Below are 26,872 nucleotides of genomic sequence, written 5' to 3'. Positions count from 1 at the left end.
TGGCGGGCACAGTGAGGAGATGGACGAACTGAACAACCCCGTATTGCTGACGATCGCCGCGTGCGAAGTCGGTTTCTGGGTGCTGGTGGTGGGCGGTTTGCTGCTGCGCTATGTGATCCGGCTGCCGCGCGCGAGCACGGTGACGCTGGCGCTGGTGCCGGTGCTGGATGTGGTGCTGGTGGTCGCGGTGGCGATCGACCTGCATCGTGGTGGCGAGGTGACCTTCGCCCATCGGGTCGCCGGGATCTATCTCGGCTGCACGGTGATGTTCGGTGGGCGGATGATCCGTTGGGCCGATGAGCGATTCGCCCACCGATTCGCCGGGGGGCCGGTTCCGGTGAAGGTCCCGAAGTACGGGCCCGAGCGCACCCGCAAGGAGTGGGCCGATTTCTCCCGGTGGCTCGGTGCGGCCGCCATCGCCGGCGCACTCACTGTGGTGTTGAGCTACACGGTCGCCGATGCCGAGCAGCGCGAGCAGTTGATGGGGGTCTTCGGCAGCCTCGGTGTGATCACCGTGATCTGGCTGATCACCGGGCCGGTATGGGTCACCGGGTCTCGCGGCAGCTGAGGCCGGCGGGACTCCGGGTGATCGAGCCGATCACCCCGGAGTCCCGGTGCTCGATCGCTCAGGCGGTGGCGGCAGCCTGTTCGGTGACGACCTCGCCGATCCAGGGCAGCACCGCGGACCGGACGTCGACCGTGCGCGGGAGCAGCCCGTTCGCCGCGAGGAGGTCGGCGGCGCGCTGCTGCTCGTCGAGGAAGTCCTCGCTCACCGGGTGTACGCCGAACGGACGGCCGCGCAGCGCTGCTTCCCAGGCGTCGAGGTCGGCGGGGACGCCGCGTGACTCGGCGTCGTCGACGAAATACCGCGCCGCTTCGCGGGGGTTCGCGGCGATCCAGGCATCGGACTCCTGCAGTGCGGCCAGTACCGCTTCCACCGCGGCACGGTTGCCTTCGGCCAGGTCGCGGCGGGTGAACCACAGCGACGGGTGGCTGAACACCGAGGCGGTGTCGACCAGCGTGGTGAGTTCGGTGGCGGCCTCCACTTCCCGCAGGCCGGGGTAGGTGCCGACCCAGGCGTCGAGTTCACCGGCCAGCAGCGCGGCGCCGCCACCGCGCACATCGACGTCGACCGGTTCGACGTCGGCCCAGGTGAGACCGGCCTGATCGAGGGCGAACAGCAACAGGGTGGTCTGCCACGAGCCGTGTGCGATGCCGACCCGCTTGCCTTTCAGATCCGCGGCGGAGGTGATGCCGCTCGCCGCGGTCGCGACCAGCCTGCCGTTCTCCACTCGGGGACCCGAGATACCCAGATAGACGATGTCGCGCTGGTTGGCGAGCGCGGTGATCGGCGGGGTGAAGCCGGTGCCGATGATGTCGTAGCCGCCCTCGGTGAACAGCCAGTCCGAATGTTCGCTCGGCAGCGCGGTTTCGGGATCCACGCGCTCAGGCTGCGGCAGAGCGCGCAGGTCGACCCATTCGACCTCGGGCAGAGATCGTTCCAGGATCCCGCGGTGGCGCAGGACGAACAGCGAGTTGTTGTGCGGGAAATAGCCGACCCGGATGCTCATCGCGCGTCTCCGATCAGGCCGAGGCGACGGGCTTCGTCGGCCAGGCCGCTGCGCTGCCACTGCACGGCGAGGTTCGAGGGATCGAATTCGACCGAGCCGCCCAGGGTTTCGGCGATCGCCTGGTACTGCGCGCCCTCTTCGAGCAGCACGACGAACTTCGCCAGCTCCAGCAGACCGGCGCGACCGATCACATTGGCGCCGCCGTTGGCCTCGAAGATCGCGACCAGGTGCGGGTCGACCTCGAGGCGGCCGAGGATGAAGTCGCCCGCGCCGATCGTGCGGTCGATGTGCGGCGGGATCTCGCGCGAGAGGGTGAGTCGCTGCGAGGCGGCGTAGCGGATCGGCAGGGTGCGGTGGGTCTGCGCCCAGCCGCCGAGCCACGGGGTGTGGATGTGGACGACGGAGGTGATCTCGGGGTGCGCGCGGAACACCTTCGCGTAGCCGGTGACGAACCCGGCGGATCCCCTGCCGGACAGCACTTCTCCGTCGAAGGTGGCGACGACGGGTTCGACGGTGCGGTCGTCGGCCCACGGGCCGGGCTCGTTGAGCGCGACGGCGATCTCCTCGCCGGGTACCCGCTCGACGAAGTTGACGGTGCCATTGCCGGTGACGGTTCCGGTTTCCCGGAAAACCCGGAACGCGGTGTCGGCGTCGCGGGTGACCGCATCGACGAAGGCCGTGACAGCCTCCGGCAGACGGGTTTCGGTGGTGGTCATCGAAGGACTCCTGCGTTATCGGGCCGTCGCGAGGACGGTCTCGGTGGACGGGGTGGTGAGCCGGGAACGGCCGAGCAGTGGGAGGACTTCCTCGCCGACCCGGTAGGCCTCTTCCAGGTGCGGGTTGCCCGCGAGAATGAAGGCGTCGACGCCGAGGTCGATCAGTTCGTCGAGCCGCTGGGCGACCTGTTCGTAGCTGCCGACCAGGCCGAAGGCCGGGCCACCGCGAATCAGGCTGAATCCGGCCCACACATTGGGCTGGACTTCCAGATCGCGGTAGCCGGTGATGGTTTCGGGCACCCAGCCCGCGATGCGCGCGGCGCCGACCGAGTCGCCTTGCGCCGCGCGGTTGGCGGCGTCGCGGTCGACGAAGGCCCAGCCCTTCTCGATCTCACCCCAGGCCGCTTCCTCGGTGTGGCGGGCCACGATGTCGATGCGGACCGCGAACTTCGGTGTGCGGCCGGTGGTTTCGGCGTTGCGGCGCACACCGTCGAATTTGGCACGCAGGTCGGCGTAGGGCTCGAGCCAGGACAGGTAGTAGTCGGCATGGCGCCCCGCCGCGGCGACGGCGGCACCCGAGGAGCCGGAGAAGTACACCTCGGGGAAGGGCTGTCCGGCCAGGCCGGGCGGCAGGGCGGCGCCCTCGGTGCTGAAGAAGCGGCCGTCGTGATCGAAGGGTTCGCCGTCCCATACCCCACGCAGCACGTCGAGGAATTCGCTCGTGCGCGCATAGCGGTCGTCATGGGAAACCTTGTCGCCCCACCACAATTGGGCCGGACCGCCGCCACCGCTGATGATGTTGTAGACGAGTCGCCCGCCGGTGGCGCGCTGCAGGCTCGCCGACATCCTGGCCGCCTGCACCGGGTGCAGGAAGCCTGGCTGGAAGGCGACCATGAAGCGGTAGGTGGTGGTTTCGGCGGCGAGCGCGGCGGCCACCGCCCACGGGTCGTCGGTGACCGGGAACGACGGCAGCAGCCCGCCGAGGAAACCCGCCGATTCCGAGGCTTTCGCGACCGCGACGACGTGGTCGAGATAGCTGTACTGATCGAGTGCGCCGTCGCGGATGGCCGGTGCGATGTTACCCGGTCCGTAGCCGCTCGCATTGCCCCGGTTGTAGCGGCGCGGGGTGCGCAGGGAAGCGTGGTCGCCTTCCATGCCGATGCGCCAATAGACGTCGATGGTCATGCGGTGAGCTCCTGCGCGGTGGTGAGAGTGCGGCCTGCGGGGTCGGCGAGGAACAGCAGATGCTCGCCCGCGCGATGGATTTCCTCGATATTCGGGTGTCCGGCGAGCACGAAGGCCTCCACGCCGACGCGCTCATAGTCCGAGAGTTGTTGTGCCACCTGCTCGTAACTGCCGACCAGGCCGATGGGCTGGTCGTAGCCGAGGGCGTCGAAGCCCGCCCAGCGGCCGTCGCCGAGCGCGTGTTCGGCCGCGGTGCCGGAGCGGCCCGATTCGGCCCACTGCCGGTGGACCCTGGCCCAGGCTTCGTCCTCGGTCTCCCTGGCGATGATCGGCAGCTCCAGACCGACCCGTACCCGGCGTCCCGCGGCGGTGGCGCGCTCACCCAATTCGGTGACGGCACCGGCGATTCCGTCCGGGCTCTCCGCGAACAGGTGCAGGTCACCGTGCGCGGCCGACAGTGCCAGCGCGGCCGGTGAGCTGCCGCTCAGGTGCACGCTCGGGAACGGCAGACCGGACAGGATTCCGCGGAATCCGCCGTCGATCACGTCGTAGTAGCGGCCGGAGTAGTCGAAGCCGGTACCCGCGAATCCCGCTGCGACGACCTCGTTCTCGTTCCAGACGCCGCGTGCGACGGTGAGGAACTCCGCGGCGCGGTCGTAACGCTCGTCGCCGGTGACGCGGTCGCCGCGCGAGCGGGCCTCGGCTTCGTCGGTGTCGACGGCCAGTCGCCAGTTCAGTCGGCCTGCCGAGTGTCGCTGCAGGGTCGCCGACACCTTGGCCGCGTACACCGGCGTGCCGAAGGCCGGCTGGAATTCGACAGTGACCTGGGTGTAGCGGGTGGCGCGCAAGGCCGCGGCCGCCACGATCCAGGATTCCTCGCCGAGCGGGTCGTAGGGCGCGAGGACACCGTCGAAGCCGTTGAGCTCGGCGGCATCGACGATCTGGGCGAGATCGTCGAACGGACCGAACCGGCCGGGCCGGACATCGGTGGCCTCGGTAGGCGCCGTCGGCGGGCCGAAGCCACCGCGACGGCGCAGTTCGGGCTTCGCACGGCGGCCGTCGCCGCGGCTGGGCAGCCGCCAGGAGAACTCGGTCATGCGGGCACCCGCTCGGCGGCGATGAGTTCCTGTGCGCGAGCCAACGGCTCAGGGGCGACCCAGGCGTCGAGATCGAAGTCCGCGGCCAGGAAACCGTGGGTGTAGAGGAACTGCTTCTGCACGCCGAGCAGTTCGACGCGTTCGGCGGTGAGCGAGGGATGCAGGCCGCGATGGAATTCGTCGCCGTAGGCCGCGGCGACTCCCGCAGGCCCGGACAGTGTTTCGCGTTGCAGCACCGCGCGCACACCGTCGAGATCACCGGCGGCCCAGTCGGCGGCGCGCAGGCTCTGTGCGAGGAAGCCGACGACGACCTCGGGCCGGGATTCGAGCAGGTCGGCGTGCACGGTGATCGGACGCGGTGTCCCGTTGTTGACCCGCAGGTGCTTGGTGGCCGAGGAGTCGAGGTCGACCGCGACGCGCAGCCCGTTCTCCTTCGCCACTTCCTGGGCGCGGGCGCCCTTGACGTAGATGGCGTCGACCTTGCCGTCGAGGAGTTCGTCCACGCCCCACGTCGTCGAGCGCCGCGCGCTCTGGATCGCGGTGCGCACCTGCGGGTCCCGCTCGACATCGAGCTCGACGACCCGGACATCGGCCAGGGTCAGCCCCGCGGGGCGCAGCGCGTTGGCGAAGCCGTGCAACGCCATCGCGCGCGGGAAACTGCGCGCCTGGTCCTGGGCCCACGCGGGGACGCCGACGCGCAGACCGGCCAGGCCCGCCGCGTCGGTGACCGCCGAATCGGGGCCGACCAGGATCGCCTGGGACTCGTCGATCCAGGTGAGCCCGATCAGGCGGGTGGGCGAACCCTGCGCGCGAGCGGCCAGGGCGGGCACATTACCGCCCTCCCGGATCAGGCCGGACAGGTCGTGGGAGAAGTGGTGGCCCGCGAGCTCGGGACCGGCGTCCTGCAGGACACCGAATTCGAGGCCCGCGCTCGCGGCGGTCTCGCCGAGCCAGCCGAGGCTGTGCGCGAGACCGCTCGCGGTCGGCACGGGGCAGCGGGTGTACCACAGGGTTTCGGTCATGACAGGCTCCTTGTATGTGGTCCGACGCCGAGCTGGGCGAGGAATTGCGTGCGGTAGCCGAGGGTTTCGGGTGCCGCGTGATCGCGCGGGTGGGGTAGGTCGATGACCTCGTCGACGGCGAAACGGCCGTGGTCGAGGATGATCACGCGATCGGCGAGGCGGATCGCCTCGTCGACGTCGTGGGTGACCATGAGGACGGCGGGCCGGTGCCGGGCGACGAGATCGCCGACCAAGTCCTGCATCTGGAGCCGGGTGAGCGCGTCCAAGGCCGCGAACGGTTCGTCGAGCAACAGCAGTTCCGGTTCCCGCACCAGTGCTCTGGCGAGTGCGGCGCGCTGGGCTTCGCCACCGGACAGCGTGGCGGGCCACTGGCCCGCTTTGCCGTCGAGGTGGACCTCGTTCAGTGCGCGCAGACCGGCTTCGCGTTGCTGCTTGCCGCGCCGCAGGCCGACGATGACGTTGGCCAGCACCCGCTTGGACGGGATCAGCCGGGGCTCCTGATAGACCGTCGTGCGTCGGGAAGGGACCAATACCTCACCGGCATCAGGGGTTTCGAGTCCGGTGAGCAGACGCAGCAGGGTGGTCTTGCCGGTGCCGCTCGGGCCGAGCAGTACCACGAACTCGCCACGCCGGATGGTCAGGTCGACTCCGTCGAGAACTGTCTTCTCGCCGAACGCCTTGCGCAGACCGGTGATCGATACCGCGACCGGGGCCGGTGCTTCGGTCTCGACCTGGACCGGCGCGGCTGTTGTCGTCGTCATCGGATCGCCACCTGCTTCCGCCATGGCATCGCGTAGCGTTCCGCGAGCCGCACGAGTGCGTCGAACACCAGGCCGAGCAGCGCGTAGAGCACGACGCACAGCACCATGTAGTCGGTGCGGTTGTATTCCTGAGCGAGAGTCACCAGGTAGCCGACGCCCTGCTGGGTGCCGACCTGCTCGGCGGCGATGAGCGCGGTGATGCTGATCGACAGGCACACCCGCAGCGCCATCAGAATCCCGGGCAGCGCGGCGGGCACGATCACCTCGACCACCAGCCGGGTGCCGGTGAGCCCGAAACTGCGGGCCGCCTCAACCATCTTGCGGTCGACATTGCGCACGCCGAGATAGGTGTAGGCGTACATCGGCGCGGTCGTCGCGACCGCGATGAGCAGGATCTTGTACAGCTCGTCGATGCCGAACCAGGCGATGAACAGCGGGACCAACGCCAGGAACGGCACCGCCCGCACGATCTGCATGGTCGAATCGACCAGTTCCTCACCGAGGCTGGACAGGCCCGACAGCAGGCCGAGCACCAGCCCGACACCGACGCCGATCGCCACACCGGCGGCCGCGCGCCCGAACGAGGCGAGCGCGAACTCCACCAGCTGGCCGCTGTCGAACAGTTCGACGAACGCCGACCAGACCGCGCCGGGGCCCGCGATCACCCGCGGCGAGATCGCGCCGCTCGCCGAACCCACCCACCAGACCAGCACGATCGCGGCGGGGAGAACAGCACGAAGGCCGAGCGACAACCATCTGGGCCGTTGCCGGGCGACGCGCGCCCGGGGCGGGGCCAGTGCGAGGCTGCTCACCTCACTTGCCCTTCAGTGCGGCGAGCTGCTCCGGGGTGAGCTTGGATTTCAGGTCGTAGAAGATGTCGTCGGCGGTGATCCGGCGGGAGATGACGCCGTTGTCGGCGAAGGTGTTCACCACGTCGGCCAGGTCGGTGGCATCGGATTCGGCGGGCAGGCGGGGCACGGTGACCTCGCCGCCGACCCGGACCGCGTCGGCGAGCCGGTCACCGGTCAGCGCGCGCGGGCCGGTCTTCTCGAAGACATTCTCGAAGTCGGCGGGCGTGGCCTTCTGCTTGGCGGTGAGTCCCTGCAGGACTTCCAGGTACTTCGCGGCGATATCGGGGCGCTTGTCGAGGACCTCGGTGCGGAACACCACCACGGTGTTGTCCTTGGAGCCGACGGACTTCTCGGTGGCGATCTCCTTGGCGCCCGAGGCCTTGGCCTCCTGGTAGGGCACCAGGAACGATGCCCAGGCGTCGACCTTGCCGGTCGCGAAGGCCGACGCGGCGTCCTTCTGCTGCAGGGGCACCCGGGTCACCTTGTCGGCCGGGATGCCTGCCTGGGCCAGCGCTTTGAGCGTGATGTACTCGCCCTTGCCCGCGGGATTCACCGCGATCCGCTTACCGACCAGACCCGCCACGGTGGTCACGCCCGACTCCGGGGTCACCACGATGCCGCTCTGATCCTGACCCGCCGGGTCGGCCACGGCGACGATCTTCACGCCGACGTCCTTGGACAGCGCACCGACGACAGGACTGAACGCGGCGCCGGAGACATCGAGTTCGCTCGTGTTGAACAGCTTCAACATGGAACTGAAACCCGGTGTGGTGCTGACCCATTCGATCTTGGCGCCCAGCGGGGCGAGTGCGGCGTCGAAGGTGCCGTCGCGCTTGCCGACCGCGAGTGGGCCGCTGTTGCCCGGATCGGTGACCTTGAGAACGAACGAGGCTTGCGCTCCCTGTTCCGGCGTGGAGTCGGAGCCACACGCCGCGACGAGGGCTACGACGGGGACGATCGCGAGGGCGATCCGCGAGAAGGCCGGCAGCCTGCGGGACATCGGGGCTCCTGTTCGGGACTGGGGGTTGATGCCTTCGCAGCGTAGGAGCGGGTGTGGTCTCGAACGAGGTATGCCTTTCCACGGATCGGAAAGCTTGACAGCGGTGGACTTGTCGTTCTATGGCAGGTGACGCGGTTTCTCGGGCACCGACTTTCCACATAACGGAAAATCGGGAGGTCATCGGCTCGAACACCTGTGTTACCGTCGGCTCTGTGGAGACCTCCAGCGTGCAGACCGTGACCAGGGCCCTCTCGGTACTCGACTGCTTCCGCGGTGGCGAGGAGCGTGGGGTCTCGGAAGTCGCCCGCGCCCAGGGCCTGGCGGTCAGCACCACCCATCGCCTGCTCGGCGCGCTCGTGCAGGCCGGGTTCTTGGAGAAGGACGCCGAGTCCAGTCGCTACCGCATGGGTGGGGCGCTGGCCGAATACGGTCAGATCGCCTATCGCCAGCACCGCATCTACCTCGCCGAGCCCTACCTCGAGCAACTGGCCGCCACCACCGGAGCGACCGGTTCGGTGGCCACCCGCCACGGCATCCACGCCGTCCTGCTCGGGACCAGCCGGTGGCGCGAGAGCGACGGGCACAAACTCCAGGGCGTACGACTTCCGTTGCACGCCAGCGCCCTCGGCAAAGCGCTGCTGGCCTGGTCGGAAGCCGACGACGACGAATTGCGTGCGCTGCCCTACGAAGAGGGCACCGAGCGTTCGGTGTCGAGCCCGGAGGAACTGCGCGCGGAACTGATCACGACGCGCGAGCGCGGCTACGCGTTCAACGATCGCGAACTGGATCCAGGATTCCGCACCATCGGCCTGCCGATCCTGGATTCTCAGGGCCGCTGCCGCTTCGCGCTCGGCATGCGCGGACCCGCGACGCTGATGATCGACGAGCGGGTGCCGTTCTTCGTCCAACTGGCCAAGGTCACCGCGGCCGATATCGCCGCGCGGTTCGCCGCCGACTGAACACCTCCCCCGACACCGATCGCGTCACACCCTCGGAAAATGCCGCGCGGAAACGGTCGCGCCCCCGATACCGTGAATCCGAGTGGTTAGTCGATGCAACGAAAGGACCTCGGTGGCTACCGATACCGCGAGCCCGGCTGTCGGTCTGCGATCCGAACGAGGTCCGATCCTGGCCTCGCTCATGCTCTCCACCGGGCTGGTGGCCCTCGACTCCACCATCATCGCGACAGCGGTGCTCACCATCACCGATACTCTCGGCGGGTTCGCGATGTTCCCGTGGTTGTTCTCGATCTACCTGCTCGCGCAGGCGGTGACGGTGCCGATCTACGGCAAGCTCGCCGACATGGTCGGGCGCAAGCCGGTGATCCTGTTCGGGATCGCGGCGTTCGCGGTGGGGTCGCTGCTGTGCGGACTGGCCACGAGCATGGTGGCCCTCATCGCCTTCCGGGCGATCCAGGGCATTGGGGCCGGCGCGATCCAGCCGATGACGATGGTGATCGCCGGTGATCTGTACACCCTGACCGAACGCGCCAAGATCCAGGGTTACCTGGCCGGGGTGTGGGCGAGTTCGGCCGTGCTCGGTCCGCTGCTGGGCGGAATGTTCGCCGACCATCTGAGCTGGCGGTGGATCTTTCTGATCAATCTTCCGCTGTGCGGGGTCGCGGCCTGGATGTTGGTGCGCCACTTCACCGAGTCGGCGGTGCGCCGCACCCAGCGCATCGACTATCTCGGCGCGATCCTGCTCACCGTCGGCGCGGGGGCCATGATCCTCGCCCTGCTCGAAGGGGGCCAGGCCTGGGAGTGGACCTCACCGGTCTCGCTCACCCTGTTCGTGGGGAGCGTGGCAGTGCTGGCGCTGTTCGCGGTCGTCGAGCTGCGGACCGCGAATCCGATTCTGCCGCTGTGGATCTTCACCCGGCGCGTGGTGATCGCGAGCAGCACCGTCTCCCTGCTGGTCGGCGCCGTCATCCTCGGATTGACCTCGTACGTACCGACTTTCGCCCAGGGCGTGCTCGGGACCACCGCGCTGGTGGCCGGACTGGCCGTGGGCGGTCTCACGCTCGGCTGGCCGCTCGCCGCGACCCTGTCCGGACGGCTGTACCTGCGCTGGGGGTTCCGCATCAGCGGCATCGTCGGCAGCACGATCGCCGCGCTCGGCTGTGCGACCACCCTGCTCGTCGGCGCGCAGTCGAGCCCCTGGCAGATCGCGGCCTCGTGCTTTCTGATCGGCTGCGGCATGGGTCTGGTCGCCTCGCCTACCCTCATCGCCGCCCAGGCCAGCGCCGAATGGCACGAACGCGGTGTGGTCACCTCCGCCAACATGTTCGCCCGCTCCCTCGGCAGCGCCTTGGGCGTCGCGGTGTTCGGCGCCATCGTCAACGCCGGCATCCACGACCCCGACCGCCCCACACCCGGTGAACTCGCCCACGGCATCCACCTGGTCTTCGTCGCGATGCTCGTTATGGCTGTCGTCATGCTGATCGCGGCCGCGACCATGCCGGGTCGCGGTCACGGTGCAGCGGCGGTCAGTGTGCCGTGATCCACTGCTCGATGTCGGCGCGAGTCACCTCAGCCGAGGAGCTCGGGCTGGTGGGCCGGCGCGTCGGCGGTGTCCCTTCTGACGAACTCGTGGCGCCTGGCTCTGAGCGTGACGAGGTGGCCGTCGAGATCGGCGTCGACCCCGGGTTCGATTCCGAGATCCTCCCGGATCGCGCGACGTAGCAGGCGGACACCGAAGCCCAGCGAGTCGTCCACGAAGCGATAGAGGGCCGCCACCGACACGGCGTCGTTCTCGTCGAGCTCGAGCGATGCGCGATGGCCGACGTCGAGGCACCGATTCACCTCGGACGCGAAATCGAGCGCACGGTCCGACAGCACCATCTGCGCACGGGAATAGGTGTCGCGCAGCGCCTCCCGCGCTGCCTCGAACTTGGCGTGATCAGGGGTGCGCCCGCCGCACTTCTCGTCGAGGTAGTGCCGGATGGCCGCTCGACAGGAATGCGCCGTGGTGTTGAGGCCCGCGTAGACCGTCCGCTTCTCGTCGGTGGCCTCTTTTCGGGTGAGTTCCCGCAACTCCTCCGCCCGATTGTCGCGCTGCACCTTCGCATCGATTCGCTTGCTCCGAATCGCGAAAGCCTGGGTTACGATGCCGCCCCCGAGCGTGCCGACGACCGTGATCGAGGCAACTGCCACATTGGTCCAATCCATGGTGACCATTCTCGCTGCACCCCAATAAAATTCACCACCCGCGCGATCGTTCCGCAGCACCACGGCGGTCGGTAGCTTCCTACCATGGTGGGATTCGGAAATTCTGAGGACAGGACCGCGGACGAGGTCCAGCGCCGGAAGCGACGGGCGGGATCGTTCGGCGCCCAGGCCGCCGTCTACGCCCAGTATCGGCCGGACTATCCGGCGGCGGGGATTCGGTGGGCGCTGGAGACGGTGGCGGAACGGGCAGGGGTTGTCGTTCTAGATCTGGGGGCGGGGACCGGCAAGCTCACCGGCGGTTTGCTCGCCGCGGGGGTCGAGGTGATCGCGGTGGAGCCCGATGAGGGGATGCGGGCCGAACTCGTTCGTCTCCATCCCGGGGTGACGGCGCTTTCCGGTGCGGCGGAAGAGATTCCACTGGCCGACGGGTCGGTGGACGCGGTGCTCGCCGGGCAGGCGTTCCACTGGTTCGATCAAGCGCGGGCTTTTCCCGAAATCGCGCGGGTGCTGCGTGCGGACGGGGTGTTCGCCGCGTTCTGGAACAACGACGACGACAAGGTCGAGTGGGTTGCGGGGCTGGGGGATGCCTCTCGCTCGTCGGCATCGTTTCCGCCGTCGTCGTCCGAGGACGGGCTGCCCGCGCATCCACTGTTCGGCCCGTTCGAGTACGCCGAGTTCGCACACAGCCAGCGGCGGACCGCCGAATCGTTGACCGCGTCCATCGGCACCTATTCACACACCGTGGTCATCTCCGCGCAAGAACGAGCCGAAGTGCTCGGCCGAATTCTCGACTACCTGCGCGCGACGCCGGAAACCGCCGAGGGCGAGTTCGATTTTCCCCTGCGTACCGAGGTGATCCGCGCGGTCCGGCGCGCGGATACACCCCGGTGAGCCCATTACGCCGAGCGCTCCTCCGCTCTGCGCACCACATCGACGACCTCGTCGGAGTCGAATTCGACGACTCGCCGGACGCGTGAGTTGGCGACCGGCGCCAAGTCCACGACGATCGACGCGCCCGCGGCGGATTGACTGATAGCGGTGATGCGGTCCTGTAGGAAGCCGCCGTCGGGGACCGGGACGCGGATGATGTCGCCGACCGTGAGGGCTTCGGCGCGGATTCGGCCGCCGGTGGCGGTGGGATCGTGTGTGCCGCACCGGGTATGGCCGACTGCCGCGCCCAGGCCACGTTCGGCGATGGTCCACCAGACGGGTGAGTCGGGTTCGTCCGGGCCGATTCGGTTGTGCCAGGACAGGATTCGGTCGCGTTCGGCTTCGGCGTCGGCGCGGGTCTCGTGCAGCGACAGCTGTCGCCGGACCGGGGCGTTGCGGGGCCGGGTGGTACCCGCGGCGCCGTCGACGACCAGGATCCAGCGGGCTCCGACGGCTTCGTCACGGCGGGCGGTGACCCGTTTGGCCAGCGCGAGGCCTGGGGTGGCGCCGAGACGGTCGGCGGCTTCCTCGATGCTGTCGACCAGACCCAGCGAACGCAACAGCTCGGCGACCGAGAGTTCGGAGGTGGCCAGTTCCTGAGCGAGCGCGGGCATGGGAGTGCGTCTGCGCCAGCCGATGCGGGCGCAGTGCTCGTGGCGGGTGAACCACAGGCCGCCGCGGGAGCGGCGGTGATGGTCGACCACCACCGCCCACCAGTCCCATTCCGGCTCGGCGACAAGGCGTGTGCGGATCCAGCGTTCTCGTTCGGCGGTCGGTACCCGTTCCTCCGGCGGCACGAAATTGCGCAGTGCGCTGCGCACCGCCGATTCGGTGCGCCCGACCGTGATCGCCGTGCGGGCCAGATCGGCGCCCGCGCGCAGATCGTCGGCCAGTACCCGGTATTCCGATTCCCGCCAGGTGGTTCCGTGCTGGCGTGGCGGCCGCAGATCGCCGCTGTTCTCGTCACTCATCGTGTGCCCCCGTTCTCGCACCGCCCGGCCACGCTCGCGTCCGGGCTGGTTGTGTGACACTTCGACGATACCGGGGGGGTATGACAGAAAACGCCTCTCTGCCAGCGGCTTTCCAGCAAACGGAGCTATTCGGCGTGCACGGCGTCGCGACGGCCGAAGGCGTAATAGCCCGCACACACCAGTGCCGCCCACACCGCGCCGACGATCAGCGCCGTACGGCCACCGTCGGTCCACAGCAACAGCACCACGACCAACCCGAGGAAACCCAGTGCGGCCCACGTGGTGACGGGCGCACCGGGCAGTCGATAGTCACTGCCGGGCAGCTCGCCGGCGCGAACCTGGGCGCGATACTTGATGTGGCACACCAGGATCACACCCCACACGACGATGATCCCGACGGTGCTCACCGAGGTGATGTAGGCGAAGGCCTTGTCCGGCGAGACGAGGTTCACCACCACGCCGATCACCATCGCGCCCGCCGACGCGCAGATGCCGGTGAACGGCACCGACTGCTTGCTCAGCGTCGCGAACCGCGCGGGCGCTTCGTCGCGCAGCGCGAGGCTGCGCAACATCCGGCCGGTGGAGTAGATGCCGGAATTGCACGACGACAGCGCCGCGGTGAGCAGCACGAAATTGATGATGCCCGCGGCGGCGGGGATGCCGATCTGTTCGAAGACCTCGACGAACGGGCTGCGGCCCGCGTGGAAACTGCGCCAGCTCGCCACCGACATGATCACCACGAGCGCGCCGACGTAGAACAGGCCGATCCGGAACGGCAGGGTGTTGATCGCCTTGCGCAGGGTGGTCTTCGGATCACGCGCCTCCCCTGCCGTCACACCGACCAACTCGACACCGACGTAGGCGAACACCACGATCTGCAGCACCAGCAGGGTCTGGCCGAAGCCGTGCGGGAACATTCCGCCATCGGCCCACAGATTGGTCACCGTCGGGTCGGCGGCATGACCGAAGCCGAACACGAGCACGCCGATGCCGATCAGGATCATCGCCAAAATCGCGGTGACCTTGATGGCCGAGAACCAGAACTCCCCCTCACCGAAGAACCGCACCGAGATCAGGTTGGCGGTGAACAGCACCGCGAGCACGACCAGCGCGGTCACCCACTGCGGAATGTCGAACCAGTACTGCACGTAGTGGCCCGCCACGGTGATCTCGGCCATGCAGGTGGACACCCAGACCGCCCAATACGACCAGCCGGTCGCGAACCCGGCGAACCGGCCGAGGAACTCGTGGGCGTACTCGGCGAAGCTGCCCGAGACCGGGCGGTAGGTGAGCAACTCACCGAGCGCGCGCATGATGACGAAGATCGCCAGACCGGCGGCGAGATAGGCCAGGATCAGCGATGGGCCCGCCTGTTCGATCGCCGCGCCGGAGCCGTAGAACAGGCCGGTGCCGATCGCCCCGCCGATGGCGATCATCTGGATGGTGCGCGGGTTCAGGCCGCGTTCGTATCCCTCCGATTCGGCCGTAGGGGCGGACGCCACGGGGGCATCGGTGGAGAGGCCGGAGCCATCGGCTGACATGGAGCAGTCCTTCCTTAGCGTCGATCAGTCGTGCACGCTACCGCCCCGCTACCGTGGCCGGTGTCACCACCACCGGTGCGCGGAAATACCGGCGGCCCGGCGCGGGTTGGCTCCGATAGGGGCAATACACAACTCGAGGAGGCTCATGAGCGCCGTCACGCTGTCGGTTCTGGATCTGGCACCGGTGCAGTCCGATGCGACGGCGGGTGCGGCGTTGCATGCCACTACGCGCTTCGCACAGCACGCCGAGGAGCAGGGCTTTCGCCGATTCTGGGTGGCCGAGCACCACAACATGCCCGGCATCGCGAGCGCGGCGCCCGCTGTGGTACTGGCCCATCTGGCCGCGTCCACCTCGCGGATCAGGGTCGGCTCGGGTGGGGTGATGCTGCCCAACCATCCGCCCCTGGTGGTCGCCGAGCAGTTCGGCACGCTCGAGTCGCTGCATCCCGGACGGATCGATCTCGGGATCGGACGGGCACCTGGCACCGATCCGGTGACCGCGCGTGCCCTGCGCCGCAGTGCCGAAGGACTCGGCGGTGACGAGTTTCCCCAGGAACTCACGGCGCTGATCGGATTCTTCCGTGGCGCCGATCCCCGGGGGATCGTGGCCAGCCCCGGCCTCGGCGCCGAACCGGAGGTGTGGCTGCTCGGTTCGAGTGGTTACAGCGCGCAGGTGGCCGCGGTACTGGGGCTGCCGTTCGCGTTCGCCCATCACATCGCGCCGGACAACACCGTGGCCGCGCTGACGCTCTACCGTGACAATTTCCGGCCCTCGCAGACCCTGAGCGAGCCGTACACGATCGTGGCGGTCTCGGCGATCTGTGCCGACACCGACGCCGAGGCCGACCGCCTCGCCGCACCCCGCGATCTCGCCTTCGCCAATTTGCGCTCGGGGCGCCCGCAGGCACTGGCCACGCCGGAGCAGGCCGCGGGCTTCCCCGGCAACGACGCCGAACGCCACTTCGCCGCCCAGCGCAGGGCCGCGCAGTTGCAGGGTTCGCCGGAGACGGTGCGGGCCCAGGCGGCGCAACTGCTCGACGCCACCTCCCCGGACGAGCTGATGCTCAACACCCTCGTCTACGACCTCGACGCCCGCATCCGCTCGCTCGACCTGACGAAGAAAGCGATCGACGGCTGAGTGGTCCGCGCGCTCAGCGCAGTCGGAATCCCCTGAGTACCAAGGATTCCCGCAGGCGGTGGCGGCCGTTGAGCGAGGCCGCCGAGGCCAGACGGGCCAGGGTGCGCTCGGTCCACGAGAACGGCAGACCTTGATCGGTGTAGAGAGCGCCGATCCGCTGTTCGTACTCGGCGACCGGCTCGCGCTGGGCGGGCAGGTCGTAGGTCTCCTGATGCAGCACCGCCGCCTGCGGTAGGCGCGGCTTGACCCTGGTGCCCTCCGTCGGGTCCGGGTGGCCGACGACCAGACCGAAGACCGCGAAGACGTGATCGGGCAGATTCAGTTCGGCCGCAACCGCTTCCGGGTCGTTGCGCAGCGCGCCGATGTAGACCGTGCCCAAGCCGAGGGATTCGGCGGCGACCACCGCGTTCTGCGCGGCCAGCGCGGCGTCGACGAAGCCGACGTAGCTGGATTCGAGATAGTCCGCGCCTTCCAGCGGTGCGCCGTGATCGTCGGCGAGCTGACGCAGCCGGGCGAAGTCGGCGGTCCACACCAGCAGCACCGGCGCCTGCTCGATATGTACCTGACCACCCGCTATCGCAGCGAGCCTGGCCCGGCGCGCCGGGTCACGCACCTCGATGACGCTCCACACCTGCAGGTTCGACGAGGTCGGAGCCGATTGCGCGGCCGAGACCAGCAGCCGAATCGTCTCCGGCGACACGGCATCCGGAAGGTAGCGGCGCACCGACTTGTGGGCGTGCACTACCTCGAGCACCGGATTCCAGTGGGCGGGGATCTCGGTGGCCGGGTCCGCGTAGCGCTGCTGCACGGGATGGACGGGGCTTGGAGCGGTCTGCGTCATGGAAGATATCGTCGGATACGGTGCGGGTCGCCGTCTGCGGTAACCCTCAGCGTGAACCGAACGGTCCTCCCGGTGGGGGCCGTCGATAAGGTGGATGTGGGGAGCCTGCCGACTGGCGGGACGAGAGAGTGCGTCATGGGCAAGGTGTTCGATCGGATCGACGACAAGTTGCGGGCATTCATCACCGATCAGCCGATGTTCTTCATCGGCACCGCGCCGTCGGCGGGCGGCCACGTCAATGTCTCTCCCAAGGGTTATCGCGACACCTTCGCCGTGATCGACGACCACACCGTCGCCTACCTCGATCTGTTCGGCAGCGGTTCGGAAACGATCGCCCATCTGCGCGACAACGGCCGGATCACCGTGATGTTCTGCTCGTTCACCCGCACCACCCGCATCCTGCGACTGTTCGGCACCGGACGCGTCGTTCGTCCCGACTCCCACGAATTCGACACGCTCCGTGAAAATTTCGGCACCGGACACCCCGGTGTCCGCGCGGTGGTGACGATCGCGGTGGAGCGCATCGCCGACTCGTGCGGCTGGTCGGTGCCCAAACTCGACCTCGTCGAGGAGCGCCTAGTCCTCGACGAGGCCCACACCCGCCGTACCGACGCCGACTTCGCCCGTCGCATCGCGGGTGACAACTCCACCAGTATCGACGGGCTGCCCGCGCTCGAACCGGACCATCCGCTGCCGTCCACCGTTCGCCGCTGAGGTCAGCTCACCGGTACCGAGGTCACCGCGATTGCGGATTCGGACAGGCTGCCCAGGTAGAGGGCGCCGTCGTGTTCGGCCACCGCGGTGACCAATGCGTAGTCGGTGCCGTCACGCTGCAGGTCGTGCACGATGGTGCCGTCGAAGTCCACCGCGAGCACCCAGACCGACCGGACGGGCGCGGGCGTCAGACGATCCGGCAGCGCGTCGACGATGCGGCGCAGGATGCCGGGGAGCGGGAAGAGCATGTCCAGCAACGGGTTACGTGGCGAGACGATGCCGACCCAGACCAGCCCGTCGCTGCCGAGCAGCATGTTGTCGGGTGAGCCGGGCAGGTTCTCGGCGAGGTAGTCGGTGGTACCGGCGCGCGGACCTGTCAGCCAGTATCGCGTGATCCGATAGGCGCCGGTCTCGGCAACCAGCACACAGGATCGGTCCGGGGCGAGCACCAGACCGTTGGCGAACTGGAGACCGTCGATGAGGACCTCGAGGCGTCCGTCCGGATCGCGACGGACCAGCTGTCCGCTCCCGGAATGTTCCAGGATGTCGGTCATCCACTCCTCGAACGGCCACCGCCGCGACGAGATCGTGAAGTAGATCGTGCCGTCGTCGTCGCGAATCACATTGCTGGGGAACATGATCGGGGCGCCGTCGATCTCACCGACGACGACTTCTGGTTCCGCGCCCGCCTCGGCCAGGCGCAGGATGCCTCGACCCGCTACGCAGATCAGCAGGGAGCCGTCCGCGTCGACGTGCATGCCCAGCGGCCTGCCACCGGCGTCGGCGATCCGCTCGACCGCGCCGCCCGCCGGATCGACGCGCCAGATCGCACCGTCGTCGGTTCCGGAGACGAGCCGACCGTCGGGCAGCACCACGACGTCCTCCGGGCCACTTCCCGGCAGCGGCAACAGTCGGACCGGCGGCATCGGCGGATCGCTGTGGGTCCGGCGCGCACGAGCGGTGGGGCGCGGCGGTGTCCAGCGGTGAGGGCGCATCTGCATGCCCATTGCTACCACGGCGAGAGGCGCCACGGGACCGATGGGACAGGGGCAGCTCGGTCGGAAGTGCCACTCGCGCAGCGAATGTCCGCGTCGCCGATCGAGTAGAGCGCAGCAGCCTGCGCGGCGAGCCCTCGGACGGCTAAAGTGCGGCGGTGAACACCGGATCCGCCAGCTCGCTGCTCGATCATCTCATCGCACCTCAGCCAGCTCCCGCGTGGTGGCTGGTGCTCGCCTCCGCCGCGGTGGCGCTGGTGCTGGTCGCGTACCGGCCACTATGGCGGCTGACCCGCAACGCGGTGACGGTGGCGCACGAGGGCGGCCACGCGTTGGTCGCGCTGCTCACCGGGCGCAGGCTGCACGCGATCACGCTGCACACCGATACCTCGGGACTGACCGTGTCCAGCGGCAAACCGAGTGGTCCCGGCATGATTCTCACCGCGGCGGCCGGGTATCCCGCGCCCGCGCTGCTCGGGCTCGGCTACGCGGCGCTGCTCGGGACGGGCCGGGTCACGGTGATGCTGTGGGCGACACTGGTGATGCTGGCCGCGGTGCTGATCAAGGTGCGCAATATGTACGGGCTGCTCACCGTGCTGCTGCTCGGTGCGCTGGTGTTCGGGGTGTCCTGGTTCGGCAGCGATCTGCTCCAGGCCGGGTTCGCGTATCTGGCGGCGTGGTTCCTGCTGGCCGCCGGGGTGCGGCCGGTGTTCGAGCTGCAAGCGAGTCGCCGGAGTCAGCCGGGGCGTACCGATTCCGACGCCGACCAACTCGCCCGGCTGACGCACCTGCCCGCCGTGCTGTGGGTGATGTTCTTCAGCGCCGTCTGCCTGGCGGCGCTGGTCTTCGGCGCGATGCTGATGCTGGCGCCGGTCGAGGAGCTACATCCGCTGCTTCAGCGGTGATCGGCGATCCAGGCGTCGACGGCCTCGGAGACGAGCGCGCTTGGCGGTTGTAGCGCATTGAGGGTGATGCCCGCTTCGTCGGATTGCAGTGGTTCGAGGGTGTCGAGCTGGGAATCCAGCAGGATCGTCGGCATGAAATGGCCGAGTCGGCCGGTCATCCGGCGCAGCAGTTCCTCGCGGGTGGCCGCCAGGTGCACGAAGTAGGTCTGCGGCGCCTTCGCGCGCAGGCGGTCACGGTAGGCCCGTCGCAACGCCGAACAGCTCGCCACTCCACCGGTTTCCTGGTGGTCGACGAGCCAGTCCGCGACGGTGTCGAGCCAGGGCAGCCGGTCCTCGTCGGTGAGCGGGACGCCCGCGGCCATCTTCTCGATATTGGCCTGCGGATGGAAGTCGTCGCCCTCGGCGTACGGGACTTCGAGCCGGTCGGCGGTCAGCGCGCCGACCGTCGTCTTCCCGCATCCCGACACCCCCATCACCACGATGACAGGTTCGACCACAGCGACCTCCTCGTCGAATGAACTCCGCACGGCGTGCCTGCGCATCCCGCTCGATCGAGGGTAGCCGGGGGCTGTGACTCCCCGAGTCGATCAGGGTATCGGGCGGTCGGTGGGCAGGTTGACGAAGCTCGGCGACGCGGGGTCGAGCAGAACATGCTGGGGCTCGAGGCCGCTGGCGTTCAACATCGGCCGGAACGGCAATGCCTTGGGCGCGTTGCCCGCGAAGACGTCGATGCGCAAGCGGTGTCCCGGCGCCAGTACCGCCTGGGTCGGGATGACGGCGACATCGATATCGGTGGGTGCGCCGGGTACCACCGGAAGCAGCCGGTCGACGGTGAGCGGGTTGAAGGGCGCGGTGAAGTCGCCGTTGATCGAGCGTGCGCTGCGGCGCTCGTCGACGGCCCGCATCGAGGAGGTGAGCTGGCCGGTGGTGAGCACGGTCGAGGTGCCGTCGGGCGCGACGTCGTTGACGGTGACGTTCCAGAATCCGTCGGTGGCGTCGTGGATCGTGTTGAGTCGCACGTTGATCGGGCCCGAGATGACCGTCTGTTCGGTCAGCGGGGCGCTGGTGAAGGTGAGGCCGTTGCGTTCGGCGATGCGGGAGTCCTTCGCGCAGGCATCGAACGCGGCGGTCATACCCGCCGAGCCCTGCGCCGCGTCACGCGAGCAGATCTGATTCAAACCCGGTGCGACGGTAAGGGTTTCGGATTCGGTTGGCCCGGTGGCGCTGAGCGATCCGTCGTGCAGGCTGTCCTCGGTGCTGCCGCTCGGCGCGGCGGAGAGGTAGACGCGGCGATGCGTCACGCCCGGCTGTGGGAACTCCCGCAGCGTAATCCAGCTCCCGCCCTGCTGTTTCACCGTGACGGGCCCGAATCCCTCGACGCCGCTGTCGATGTCTTTGAGCCATCTGTCGAACCAGGCCCGCTGCAGCACGTCCAGGCGCGGCGGTGCGCCGGGAACACCGGTGCCCGCACCGGGATTGGCGTGATAGGTGTCGCCGACGATCAGCTGCTTGCGCCCGGCCTGTAGCGGGATCTGCTCGTAGAGCTTGGTCGCGCTGTTGGCGAAGATGTCGTGCCAGCCGCCGTAGACGAAGGTCGGCACCGTGACGTTCTCGGGGTGGCCCATGATCGCCTCGCGGAAGGCCGAGGTGTCGTCGAGCGCGCCGTCGAGCGCGGGCGGCATATTCGACAGCGACGGGGTGAGCAGCGATTGGGCGAGCAGGTCGAAATTGGTGGTCGGGTCGGCGATGCGGTCGTTGAACCAGGTCCAGTCGAAGGTGCCGTCGACCATAGAGGCCATATCGGGGACGAGTTTGAGCTGGTTGACCGAGTTCAGCCACATCGGCAGGAAGGTGGTGCCCACGCCGCCGCCGGGAGCGACCACGTCACGCATGAGATCGCTGCCGGGTTCGACCGGGAAGATCGCCCGCAGCGCGGGCGGTGCGTTCTCGGCGGCCCGCAGCTGGTTGATGCCGGAGTAGGAACCGCCGCTCATCCCGATGCGGCCGTTCGACCACGGCTGGGTGGCCGCCCAGTCGATCACCTCGCGGGTGTCGAGCTGTTCGCGCGCGCCGAGGGTGTCCCATTTACCTTGGGACAGACCGGTTCCGCGCACATCGGCCACGACGACGGTGTACCCGGCGCGGACGAGTTTGCGGTCGACGCCGAGCATGGTCTGGATCATGCCGCCGTCCAGCGCCTGCATGAGGTCACCGAAACCGCTGATCGGGGTGGTGGACAGGTTCAATCTGCGCACGATGTCGACGGCGGTGGACTGCAGGCCCGGCATCGCGGCGGCCGATTCGATCAGGCCCGTCATCAGTTTCGAGTACGGGGTGAGGCTGAGCACGGTCGGCAGCGGCTTCTGCTCGATCACGCCCGCGGCGTCGGCGGGGCGGTAGACGTCGGCCTTGAGCACCACACCGTCGCTCATCGTGATCTGGACGCCGCGCTCCACCCGGACCTCGGGGTAGGCGCCCGGCCCGTCGTGCAGGGCGGTCCAGTCGGCGCCGGGCGCGTGCGGGGGCTGCGCGCCCGCGGGACCACCGCCGCAGCCGAGCACGACGACCACCGCGAGGATCGTCACCAGTATCCGGCCGCACCCGCGTTTGGAACCTCTACCCACCATGTATCGCTCCCGACCGGTTCGTCTCCGCCGTTGACCGAGCCACCGCACGATCGGCGCAGAAACCGTAACAGCGGTAACGACTTCGCCGGGCGAGCGTCGGCCCGCTCGGACTGTCGCTGTGAATACGCGTTGTTCCAGTTCAGCGCGGTTGCCGGGTTCCGCTTCCTGTCGGTTGCCGGTGGTTGACTCGACTCGTGCCGGTGCGATCGGGACCGGCCTCATCCATCACCGAGGAGGACGTTCGACAATGCCGACACGCGACGAAGCTTGGCCGCAGGGAACTCCCTGCTGGATCGACTGTCAGGTGGACGACACCACCGCCGCCCGCGATTTCTACAGCACACTGTTCGGCTGGGAGATCCAGGACGGCCCCGCCGAAGCCGGCGGCTATCTCATGGCCACCCTCGACGGGCGACCGGCCGCGGGCATCGGCCCGAAACAGCAGGGCATGGAAGCGATGCCGTCGGTGTGGACCACCTACTTCGCCGCGCGGCGTGCCGACGAGATCGCCGAACGCGTGAGCACGTCCGGCGGGCAGGTGCTCATGCCACCGTTCGACGTGCTCGACGTGGGACGCATGTTCGTCGCCGCCGACCCGGCGGGCGGCGTGTTCGGCGTGTGGGAAGCCAAGGCGCACACCGGTTGCGGCGTGTACAACCAGAACGGCGCCTATTGCTGGAACGAACTGCACACCCCTGCCTACGATCAGGCACACCAGTTCTACAACGAGGTGTTCGGCTGGCAGTACACCGAGATCGGCGACGGGACGAACTTCACCTACTCCACCTTCGCGCTGCCCGGCGACAGCCACGAAGTCGGCGGCATGATGGACGCCTCGGCGCTGAGCACCCCGCCCTACTGGCTCACCTGGATCCAGGTCGACGACACCGACGGCCTTCTGGCCAGGGCCACCGAGCTGGGTGCCTCGGTGATCATGGGCGCCGAGGACGGTCCCTTCGGCCGGACGGGCGTCCTGGCCGCACCGCAGGGCGAGGTCTTCGCTGTGATCGATACGGCCAGGGCGGTCGGTGAGGTGCCGACCGGGTCCTGACAGCGTTACGGGGTGACGATGGCGAAGTTCGGGTCCGGCTTGTCGATCAGGCCGGGCAGCTTCGCCAGGGCGGTGGCGTCGCCGTCGATGGCGATGTCACCGCTGGCGACACCCTTGCGCAGGTCGGCGCCGCCGACCAGGGTGGCGATCAGGATGCGGCGGGTGAGGGTGATCGTCGCGTCGGGCGCGGGCAGCGCGTCATCGGGGAATCGGTCGTGGTGCACGAGGACGCCGTTGCGCAGTTCCACGCGGTGGACGCGGTTGTCCTCGTCGCTGATCCGCCAGTCCGTGGTCATTCGGACATCCCAGGCCTTCGGACCGTCGATCCGCAACGACACCGCGTCGAAGACCTGCTCCACGCTCAGCGCGGCGGCCATCGCGGCGGAGTTGGCGGTGGTCGGCGTGCCGAAGGAACCGTGGCGCAGTTCGTGGGCGCCGCTGAGATAGAAGTTGCGCCAGGTGGCGTTCTCCGCACCGTAGGCGAGCTGTTCGAAGGCGCTGGCCTGCAAGTCCTTTGCCGTCTGATTGGCGGGGTCGGCGAAGATCACGTAGTTCACCAGTTGCACGACCCAGCGGAAATCGGCGGCGTCGTAGGCCTTCTGCGCGGTTCGCAGTGCCGCGTCGGCTCCGCCCATCGCCTCGACGTGGCGTCGGGCGTTGTCCACCGGCGGGTGTTCCCACAGGTGCGCGGGGTTGCCGTCGAACCAGCCCATGTACCGCTGATAGACCGCCTTGACGTTGTGGCTCACCGAGCCGTAGTACCCGTGCGTCGACCACGACGCGGTCAACGCGGGCGGCATCTGCAGCATTTCGGCGATCTCCGCGCCGACGTAGCCCTGATTCAGCAGTCGCAGCGTCTGATCGTTGAGGTAGCCGTACATGTCGCGCTGCGACGACAGGAACTCCACGATCCGATCTGTTCCCCACACAGGCCAGTGGTGCGAGGAGAACACCAGATCCGACCGACGACCGTAGCGGTTGATCGAATCGGTGAGATATTTCGACCAGACATGCGGGTCGCGGACCAGCGCACCGCGCAGGGTGACGATGTTGTGCATGGTGTGGGTGGCGTTCTCGGCCATGCACAGGACGCGCCGGTCGGGGAAGTAGAAGTTCATCTCCGAGGGCGCTTCGGTGCCCGGCGTCAGCTGGAAGACCATCCGCACGCCGTCGACCCTTTCCTCCTGATCGGTGCGGGTGACGTGCACGGTGGGTGGGATCAGGCTGACCGTGCCGACCGACGTGGTCTGTCCCAGACCGGATCCCACCTGGCCTTTCGGACCGCGCGGCAAGGCGGCGCCGTACATGTAGGCGGCACGACGGGCCATCGCCGTGCCCGTATAGATGTTCTCGGCGACGGCGTGCTCCATGAATCCCGAGGGTGCGATCACCGGGCAACGCCCGGCCGCGACATCTTGCGGGGTGATGACGCCGTAGCTGCCACCGAAGTGGTCGACGTGGGAGTGCGAGTAGATCAGGCCGGTGACCGGCCGGTCGCCGCGATGTTTGCGATAGAGCGCGAGTCCGGCGGCCGCGGTCTCCGCGGAGACCAGCGGATCGATGACGACCACGCCGGTATCGCCTTCGATCAGCGTCATGTTCGACAGGTCGAGACCGCGGATCTGATAGAAGCCCGGCGCGATCTCGTAGAGGCCCTGCTTGACGGTGAGCTGGGACTGCCGCCACAGGCTCGGGTTCACCGACTGCGGGCAGGAGCCGGCGAGGAAGTCGTAGGAGTCGTTGTCCCACACCACTTTCCCCGCCTGGTCGGTCACCTTGCCCGGTTCGAGGGAGGCGATCCAGCCACGGTCGGCATCGACGAAGTCGGTGGTATCGCCGAAGGGCAGCGTGCCGGTCAGCGCACGGTTGGCATCCAGGATGGCCTCGGTCGGCTCGGTCTGGGTGCTCGACGCGGTGACTCCGCTCGGTTGGTCACCACGTCCGGTGACGGTGGCGCCGACCGCGACCGCGGCGGCCGCACCGACTCCGACACCCAGCATCCCGCGCCGCGACAGCTCGCCGCGACTCCTGTGTGCACTGTTCACCACTACTCCTTCGTTCCACAACCGTCCGACCCGGACAACTATTGCAGACTAACTGCAATATCTGTGCTACTTCTGAGCAATCGCGATCGTCGGCAGTGCGGCGAGCTGGATATCGAGCAGAAGCCGGTCCTCGGGATCGGCCAGGTCGACGCCGAGCACCGCCTCCACCCGCCGCAGTCGATAGCGCAGCGTGTTCGGATGCACGCGCAACGCGGCCGCGGCGGCGCGTACCTCACCGTGCGCGCGCAGATACTCCTGCACCGATACCCGCAGGTCAGCGGCATGAGCACGGTCGTAGGCATCCAGGGTCGCCAGCCGCGGATCGTGCAGGCGCGGGTGCTCGCGGATCAGCGCCATGATCTCGGCCAGCAGCACCGCGGTCCTGGCGTCGGCCAGCGTGGCGACCCGGCTGCCCGATGAATCGGCGACCGGACTGTCCAGCACCCGGTCGACCTCGGCGCGCGCGCCCGCGACCGCGGTGAGCCCGGCGACCGGTGCGGCGATCGCGGCCCGCACCACCAGTTCGCGCGTCTGCTCGAGCTGAGCGACCAGCTCGCGCACCCACGAGCCGACGCTGCGCTCGGAGTGGTAGGCGGGCAGCAGGACATAGACGCGCTCGCCGATCGACTCGGTGACCGAATCATCACGGAAAGCACTGGCGTGCAACCGGATCAGGCCACTCGAAGCGGCCGGGCCCGCGGTGGGACCCACCGGCGCGAAGCCGATCACCGCGGCGGGACCGGTCGTCGGCAGGCTGAGCGCGGCGGCCACCGAGGGCACGTCGACGCCGTCGCCGTGCGCGCCGAACAATCTGCGAACGAGCAATGCCTCGGTCGACGGGGCGTCCAACCGGCGCGCGATGATCCTGGCCGCCACCGCCGACGCGCCGCGCAGCACCTGCGCCGCGTCGGGCCGTAGCGGTCCCGCACCCTGCTGCAACCAGATGGTCCCGAGCATTCTGGACCGCGTGCCCTCGGTGCCACGCCGGATACCGACGACGAGTCTGCGGCGGATATCGAGCTCGGGATGTTCCGGCACGTCGACGACCTCGTCGCCCCGACGCACCCGGTCGAACACGCCCCACTCCCGCAGGATCCGCAGGTAGTCACTCGGGCCTTCCCTGCCGAGGATGGATCGGATGCGCAACTGGTCGGCCGACGCGTCGGAGGCCGAGTAGGCCAGCACATGGGACTGCGGGTCTTCGATCGAGACCATGCCGCCGGTTTCCTTGGCCAGCACCTGGGCCAGCCCGAACAGGTCGGTGTCGGGGGCGAGCAGGTCGTGCTCGTCGGATGCGGCGCGCTGACCGGGTGAGCGGGCCAGCGTCCGGCGGATCAGGGAGAACACCTGGTCCCAGCGCGCCTGTCGGTGCACGTGTACCAGCGCGATACCCGCGGTATGGGCGGCGGCGCGTACCGCGGGCGAGTCGTTGGCGCTCTTGGTCATCAACACTCGTGGCCGCTGTGTGGGGTCGCGCGCACCGATCTCGCGCAACCAGCGCTCGGTCGCGGCGGCATCGACGCCGACGAGCAGGTACACCTCGGGCAGCGCGCCGTCGCCGTCGAGGTGTTCGGGCAGGTCGGCGGGCTCGGCCAACGCGACCGTTCGTACCGCGACCTCGTGACCGGCGGGCGCGTCCACGAGCGTGGCGACGGTGTGGTCGAGGGCGGCGAGCAACTCGCGCAGCGTGGTGGCCCCGTCGGACATGGCGTACCTCCATTGGTCGATCGGACAAACCTTCGCC

The 26,872-nt window shown here is 68.7% G+C and carries 25 protein-coding genes; 8 read left to right on the top strand and 17 right to left on the bottom strand.

The features are described 5' to 3' along the window. Nucleotides 1-19 precede the first annotated feature (19 nt). A complete protein-coding gene (locus tag QX204_RS12000) occupies nt 20-568 on the top strand; it encodes a hypothetical protein (protein ID WP_063003672.1) in 549 nt (182 codons plus the stop codon). 58 nt (nt 569-626) lie between these two features. Here QX204_RS12000 and QX204_RS11995 read toward each other — a convergent pair whose 3' ends face one another. Genes QX204_RS11995 through QX204_RS11960 form a run of 8 tightly spaced genes read right to left on the bottom strand, consistent with a single transcriptional unit; the run spans nt 627 to nt 8,203 of the window. Continuing rightward, nucleotides 627-1,571: an ABC transporter substrate-binding protein gene (locus QX204_RS11995; RefSeq protein WP_301906777.1), complete on the bottom strand. Its 945-nt coding sequence runs from the start codon at nt 1,569-1,571 to the stop codon at nt 627-629. Continuing rightward, nucleotides 1,568-2,287, bottom strand: a complete 720-nt coding sequence (locus QX204_RS11990; RefSeq protein ID WP_301906776.1) for a class II aldolase/adducin family protein — start codon at nt 2,285-2,287, stop codon at nt 1,568-1,570. Before QX204_RS11990 ends, QX204_RS11995 begins: the two co-directional genes overlap by 4 nt. Nucleotides 2,288-2,302: 15 nt before the next feature. After that, nucleotides 2,303-3,472: an LLM class flavin-dependent oxidoreductase gene (locus QX204_RS11985; protein WP_301906775.1), complete on the bottom strand. Its 1,170-nt coding sequence runs from the start codon at nt 3,470-3,472 to the stop codon at nt 2,303-2,305. Beyond that, a complete protein-coding gene (locus QX204_RS11980) occupies nt 3,469-4,569 on the bottom strand; it encodes an LLM class flavin-dependent oxidoreductase (protein ID WP_301906774.1) in 1,101 nt (366 codons plus the stop codon). Before QX204_RS11980 ends, QX204_RS11985 begins: the two co-directional genes overlap by 4 nt. Continuing rightward, nucleotides 4,566-5,591, bottom strand: a complete 1,026-nt coding sequence (locus tag QX204_RS11975; RefSeq protein WP_301906773.1) for an ABC transporter substrate-binding protein — start codon at nt 5,589-5,591, stop codon at nt 4,566-4,568. Before QX204_RS11975 ends, QX204_RS11980 begins: the two co-directional genes overlap by 4 nt. After that, complete coding sequence (locus QX204_RS11970; protein WP_301906772.1) at nt 5,588-6,352, bottom strand: ABC transporter ATP-binding protein; 765 nt, start codon at nt 6,350-6,352, stop codon at nt 5,588-5,590. Before QX204_RS11970 ends, QX204_RS11975 begins: the two co-directional genes overlap by 4 nt. Next, entirely contained in the window at nt 6,349-7,164 is an 816-nt protein-coding gene (locus tag QX204_RS11965; RefSeq protein ID WP_301906771.1) for an ABC transporter permease, read from the bottom strand. The genes QX204_RS11970 and QX204_RS11965 overlap by 4 nt, the downstream gene beginning before the upstream one ends. Nucleotide 7,165: 1 nt before the next feature. Then, complete coding sequence (locus QX204_RS11960; RefSeq protein ID WP_301906770.1) at nt 7,166-8,203, bottom strand: NrtA/SsuA/CpmA family ABC transporter substrate-binding protein; 1,038 nt, start codon at nt 8,201-8,203, stop codon at nt 7,166-7,168. Between the two features lie 212 nt (nt 8,204-8,415). Here QX204_RS11960 and QX204_RS11955 point away from each other — a divergent pair, with 212 nt between their 5' ends. Together QX204_RS11955 and QX204_RS11950 are read left to right on the top strand one after the other, a co-directional pair. Next, nucleotides 8,416-9,162: an IclR family transcriptional regulator gene (locus QX204_RS11955; RefSeq protein ID WP_301906769.1), complete on the top strand. Its 747-nt coding sequence runs from the start codon at nt 8,416-8,418 to the stop codon at nt 9,160-9,162. Nucleotides 9,163-9,274: 112 nt separating this feature from the next. Then, nucleotides 9,275-10,702, top strand: coding sequence for an MDR family MFS transporter (locus tag QX204_RS11950; RefSeq protein ID WP_301906768.1), 1,428 nt, complete (start codon nt 9,275-9,277; stop codon nt 10,700-10,702). A gap of 29 nt (nt 10,703-10,731) precedes the next feature. Here the strand turns inward: QX204_RS11950 and QX204_RS11945 are convergent, their stop codons facing one another. Next, nucleotides 10,732-11,433 carry a hypothetical protein gene (locus QX204_RS11945; RefSeq protein WP_301906767.1) on the bottom strand — a complete coding sequence of 234 codons (702 nt, stop codon included), beginning with the start codon at nt 11,431-11,433 and terminating at the stop codon, nt 10,732-10,734. A 21-nt stretch (nt 11,434-11,454) separates the two neighbouring features. Between QX204_RS11945 and QX204_RS11940 the strand changes: the two genes are divergently transcribed. After that, nucleotides 11,455-12,261, top strand: coding sequence for a class I SAM-dependent methyltransferase (locus QX204_RS11940; RefSeq protein WP_301906766.1), 807 nt, complete (start codon nt 11,455-11,457; stop codon nt 12,259-12,261). Between the two features lie 5 nt (nt 12,262-12,266). Here QX204_RS11940 and QX204_RS11935 read toward each other — a convergent pair whose 3' ends face one another. Both QX204_RS11935 and QX204_RS11930 read right to left on the bottom strand, forming a co-directional pair. Continuing rightward, nucleotides 12,267-13,271 (bottom strand): hypothetical protein, encoded by a 1,005-nt coding sequence (locus QX204_RS11935; RefSeq protein ID WP_301906765.1) that lies wholly within the window; start codon nt 13,269-13,271, stop codon nt 12,267-12,269. Between the two features lie 125 nt (nt 13,272-13,396). Beyond that, nucleotides 13,397-14,812, bottom strand: coding sequence for an amino acid permease (locus QX204_RS11930; RefSeq protein WP_301906764.1), 1,416 nt, complete (start codon nt 14,810-14,812; stop codon nt 13,397-13,399). Nucleotides 14,813-14,957: 145 nt separating this feature from the next. On the opposite strand from QX204_RS11930, the gene QX204_RS11925 reads away from it, so the two are divergent. Then, a complete protein-coding gene (locus QX204_RS11925) occupies nt 14,958-15,950 on the top strand; it encodes an LLM class flavin-dependent oxidoreductase (protein ID WP_301906763.1) in 993 nt (330 codons plus the stop codon). A 13-nt stretch (nt 15,951-15,963) separates the two neighbouring features. Here the strand turns inward: QX204_RS11925 and QX204_RS11920 are convergent, their stop codons facing one another. Beyond that, entirely contained in the window at nt 15,964-16,791 is an 828-nt protein-coding gene (locus QX204_RS11920) for an NADPH-dependent oxidoreductase (protein ID WP_301906762.1), read from the bottom strand. 135 nt (nt 16,792-16,926) lie between these two features. Between QX204_RS11920 and QX204_RS11915 the strand changes: the two genes are divergently transcribed. Then, entirely contained in the window at nt 16,927-17,505 is a 579-nt protein-coding gene (locus tag QX204_RS11915; RefSeq protein WP_301906760.1) for a pyridoxamine 5'-phosphate oxidase family protein, read from the top strand. A 2-nt stretch (nt 17,506-17,507) separates the two neighbouring features. Here QX204_RS11915 and QX204_RS11910 read toward each other — a convergent pair whose 3' ends face one another. Next, complete coding sequence (locus QX204_RS11910) at nt 17,508-18,536, bottom strand: SMP-30/gluconolactonase/LRE family protein (RefSeq protein ID WP_301906758.1); 1,029 nt, start codon at nt 18,534-18,536, stop codon at nt 17,508-17,510. A gap of 122 nt (nt 18,537-18,658) precedes the next feature. Here QX204_RS11910 and QX204_RS11905 point away from each other — a divergent pair, with 122 nt between their 5' ends. Beyond that, a complete protein-coding gene (locus QX204_RS11905) occupies nt 18,659-19,405 on the top strand; it encodes a M50 family metallopeptidase (RefSeq protein WP_301906756.1) in 747 nt (248 codons plus the stop codon). Here QX204_RS11905 and QX204_RS11900 read toward each other — a convergent pair. Continuing rightward, entirely contained in the window at nt 19,396-19,878 is a 483-nt protein-coding gene (locus QX204_RS11900; protein ID WP_301907976.1) for a gluconokinase, read from the bottom strand. The two genes, QX204_RS11905 and QX204_RS11900, sit on opposite strands and share 10 nt — an antisense overlap. A 114-nt stretch (nt 19,879-19,992) precedes the next feature. Then, nucleotides 19,993-21,990 carry a CocE/NonD family hydrolase gene (locus QX204_RS11895; RefSeq protein ID WP_301906754.1) on the bottom strand — a complete coding sequence of 666 codons (1,998 nt, stop codon included), beginning with the start codon at nt 21,988-21,990 and terminating at the stop codon, nt 19,993-19,995. A gap of 289 nt (nt 21,991-22,279) precedes the next feature. Here QX204_RS11895 and QX204_RS11890 point away from each other — a divergent pair, with 289 nt between their 5' ends. Next, nucleotides 22,280-23,083 (top strand): VOC family protein, encoded by an 804-nt coding sequence (locus QX204_RS11890; protein WP_301906752.1) that lies wholly within the window; start codon nt 22,280-22,282, stop codon nt 23,081-23,083. 5 nt (nt 23,084-23,088) lie between these two features. Here the strand turns inward: QX204_RS11890 and QX204_RS11885 are convergent, their stop codons facing one another. Both QX204_RS11885 and QX204_RS11880 read right to left on the bottom strand, forming a co-directional pair. Beyond that, nucleotides 23,089-25,083: an alkyl/aryl-sulfatase gene (locus QX204_RS11885; RefSeq protein ID WP_301907975.1), complete on the bottom strand. Its 1,995-nt coding sequence runs from the start codon at nt 25,081-25,083 to the stop codon at nt 23,089-23,091. Between the two features lie 111 nt (nt 25,084-25,194). Further along, nucleotides 25,195-26,835 carry a PucR family transcriptional regulator gene (locus QX204_RS11880; protein ID WP_301906750.1) on the bottom strand — a complete coding sequence of 547 codons (1,641 nt, stop codon included), beginning with the start codon at nt 26,833-26,835 and terminating at the stop codon, nt 25,195-25,197. Nucleotides 26,836-26,872 lie beyond the last annotated feature (37 nt).

Origin of the sequence: Nocardia sp. PE-7, assembly GCF_030486425.1 — a bacterium.
GTDB lineage: Bacteria > Actinomycetota > Actinomycetes > Mycobacteriales > Mycobacteriaceae > Nocardia > Nocardia salmonicida_A.
This window is presented reverse-complemented; position numbering and strand designations above follow the sequence as displayed.

Coding starts and splice junctions, on each gene's coding strand:
- QX204_RS11930 (WP_301906764.1), bottom strand. CDS start 14,812: ATGTCAGCCGATGGCTCCGGCCTCTCCACCGATGCCCCCGTGGCGTCC.
- QX204_RS11980 (WP_301906774.1), bottom strand. CDS start 4,569: ATGACCGAGTTCTCCTGGCGGCTGCCCAGCCGCGGCGACGGCCGCCGT.
- QX204_RS11985 (WP_301906775.1), bottom strand. CDS start 3,472: ATGACCATCGACGTCTATTGGCGCATCGGCATGGAAGGCGACCACGCT.
- QX204_RS11935 (WP_301906765.1), bottom strand. CDS start 13,271: ATGAGTGACGAGAACAGCGGCGATCTGCGGCCGCCACGCCAGCACGGA.
- QX204_RS11900 (WP_301907976.1), bottom strand. CDS start 19,878: ATGGGGGTGTCGGGATGCGGGAAGACGACGGTCGGCGCGCTGACCGCC.
- QX204_RS11975 (WP_301906773.1), bottom strand. CDS start 5,591: ATGACCGAAACCCTGTGGTACACCCGCTGCCCCGTGCCGACCGCGAGC.
- QX204_RS11960 (WP_301906770.1), bottom strand. CDS start 8,203: ATGTCCCGCAGGCTGCCGGCCTTCTCGCGGATCGCCCTCGCGATCGTC.
- QX204_RS11880 (WP_301906750.1), bottom strand. CDS start 26,835: ATGTCCGACGGGGCCACCACGCTGCGCGAGTTGCTCGCCGCCCTCGAC.
- QX204_RS11990 (WP_301906776.1), bottom strand. CDS start 2,287: ATGACCACCACCGAAACCCGTCTGCCGGAGGCTGTCACGGCCTTCGTC.
- QX204_RS12000 (WP_063003672.1), top strand. CDS start 20: ATGGACGAACTGAACAACCCCGTATTGCTGACGATCGCCGCGTGCGAA.
- QX204_RS11970 (WP_301906772.1), bottom strand. CDS start 6,352: ATGACGACGACAACAGCCGCGCCGGTCCAGGTCGAGACCGAAGCACCG.
- QX204_RS11920 (WP_301906762.1), bottom strand. CDS start 16,791: ATGACGCAGACCGCTCCAAGCCCCGTCCATCCCGTGCAGCAGCGCTAC.
- QX204_RS11885 (WP_301907975.1), bottom strand. CDS start 25,083: ATGCTGGGTGTCGGAGTCGGTGCGGCCGCCGCGGTCGCGGTCGGCGCC.
- QX204_RS11995 (WP_301906777.1), bottom strand. CDS start 1,571: ATGAGCATCCGGGTCGGCTATTTCCCGCACAACAACTCGCTGTTCGTC.
- QX204_RS11890 (WP_301906752.1), top strand. CDS start 22,280: ATGCCGACACGCGACGAAGCTTGGCCGCAGGGAACTCCCTGCTGGATC.
- QX204_RS11940 (WP_301906766.1), top strand. CDS start 11,455: ATGGTGGGATTCGGAAATTCTGAGGACAGGACCGCGGACGAGGTCCAG.
- QX204_RS11915 (WP_301906760.1), top strand. CDS start 16,927: ATGGGCAAGGTGTTCGATCGGATCGACGACAAGTTGCGGGCATTCATC.
- QX204_RS11925 (WP_301906763.1), top strand. CDS start 14,958: ATGAGCGCCGTCACGCTGTCGGTTCTGGATCTGGCACCGGTGCAGTCC.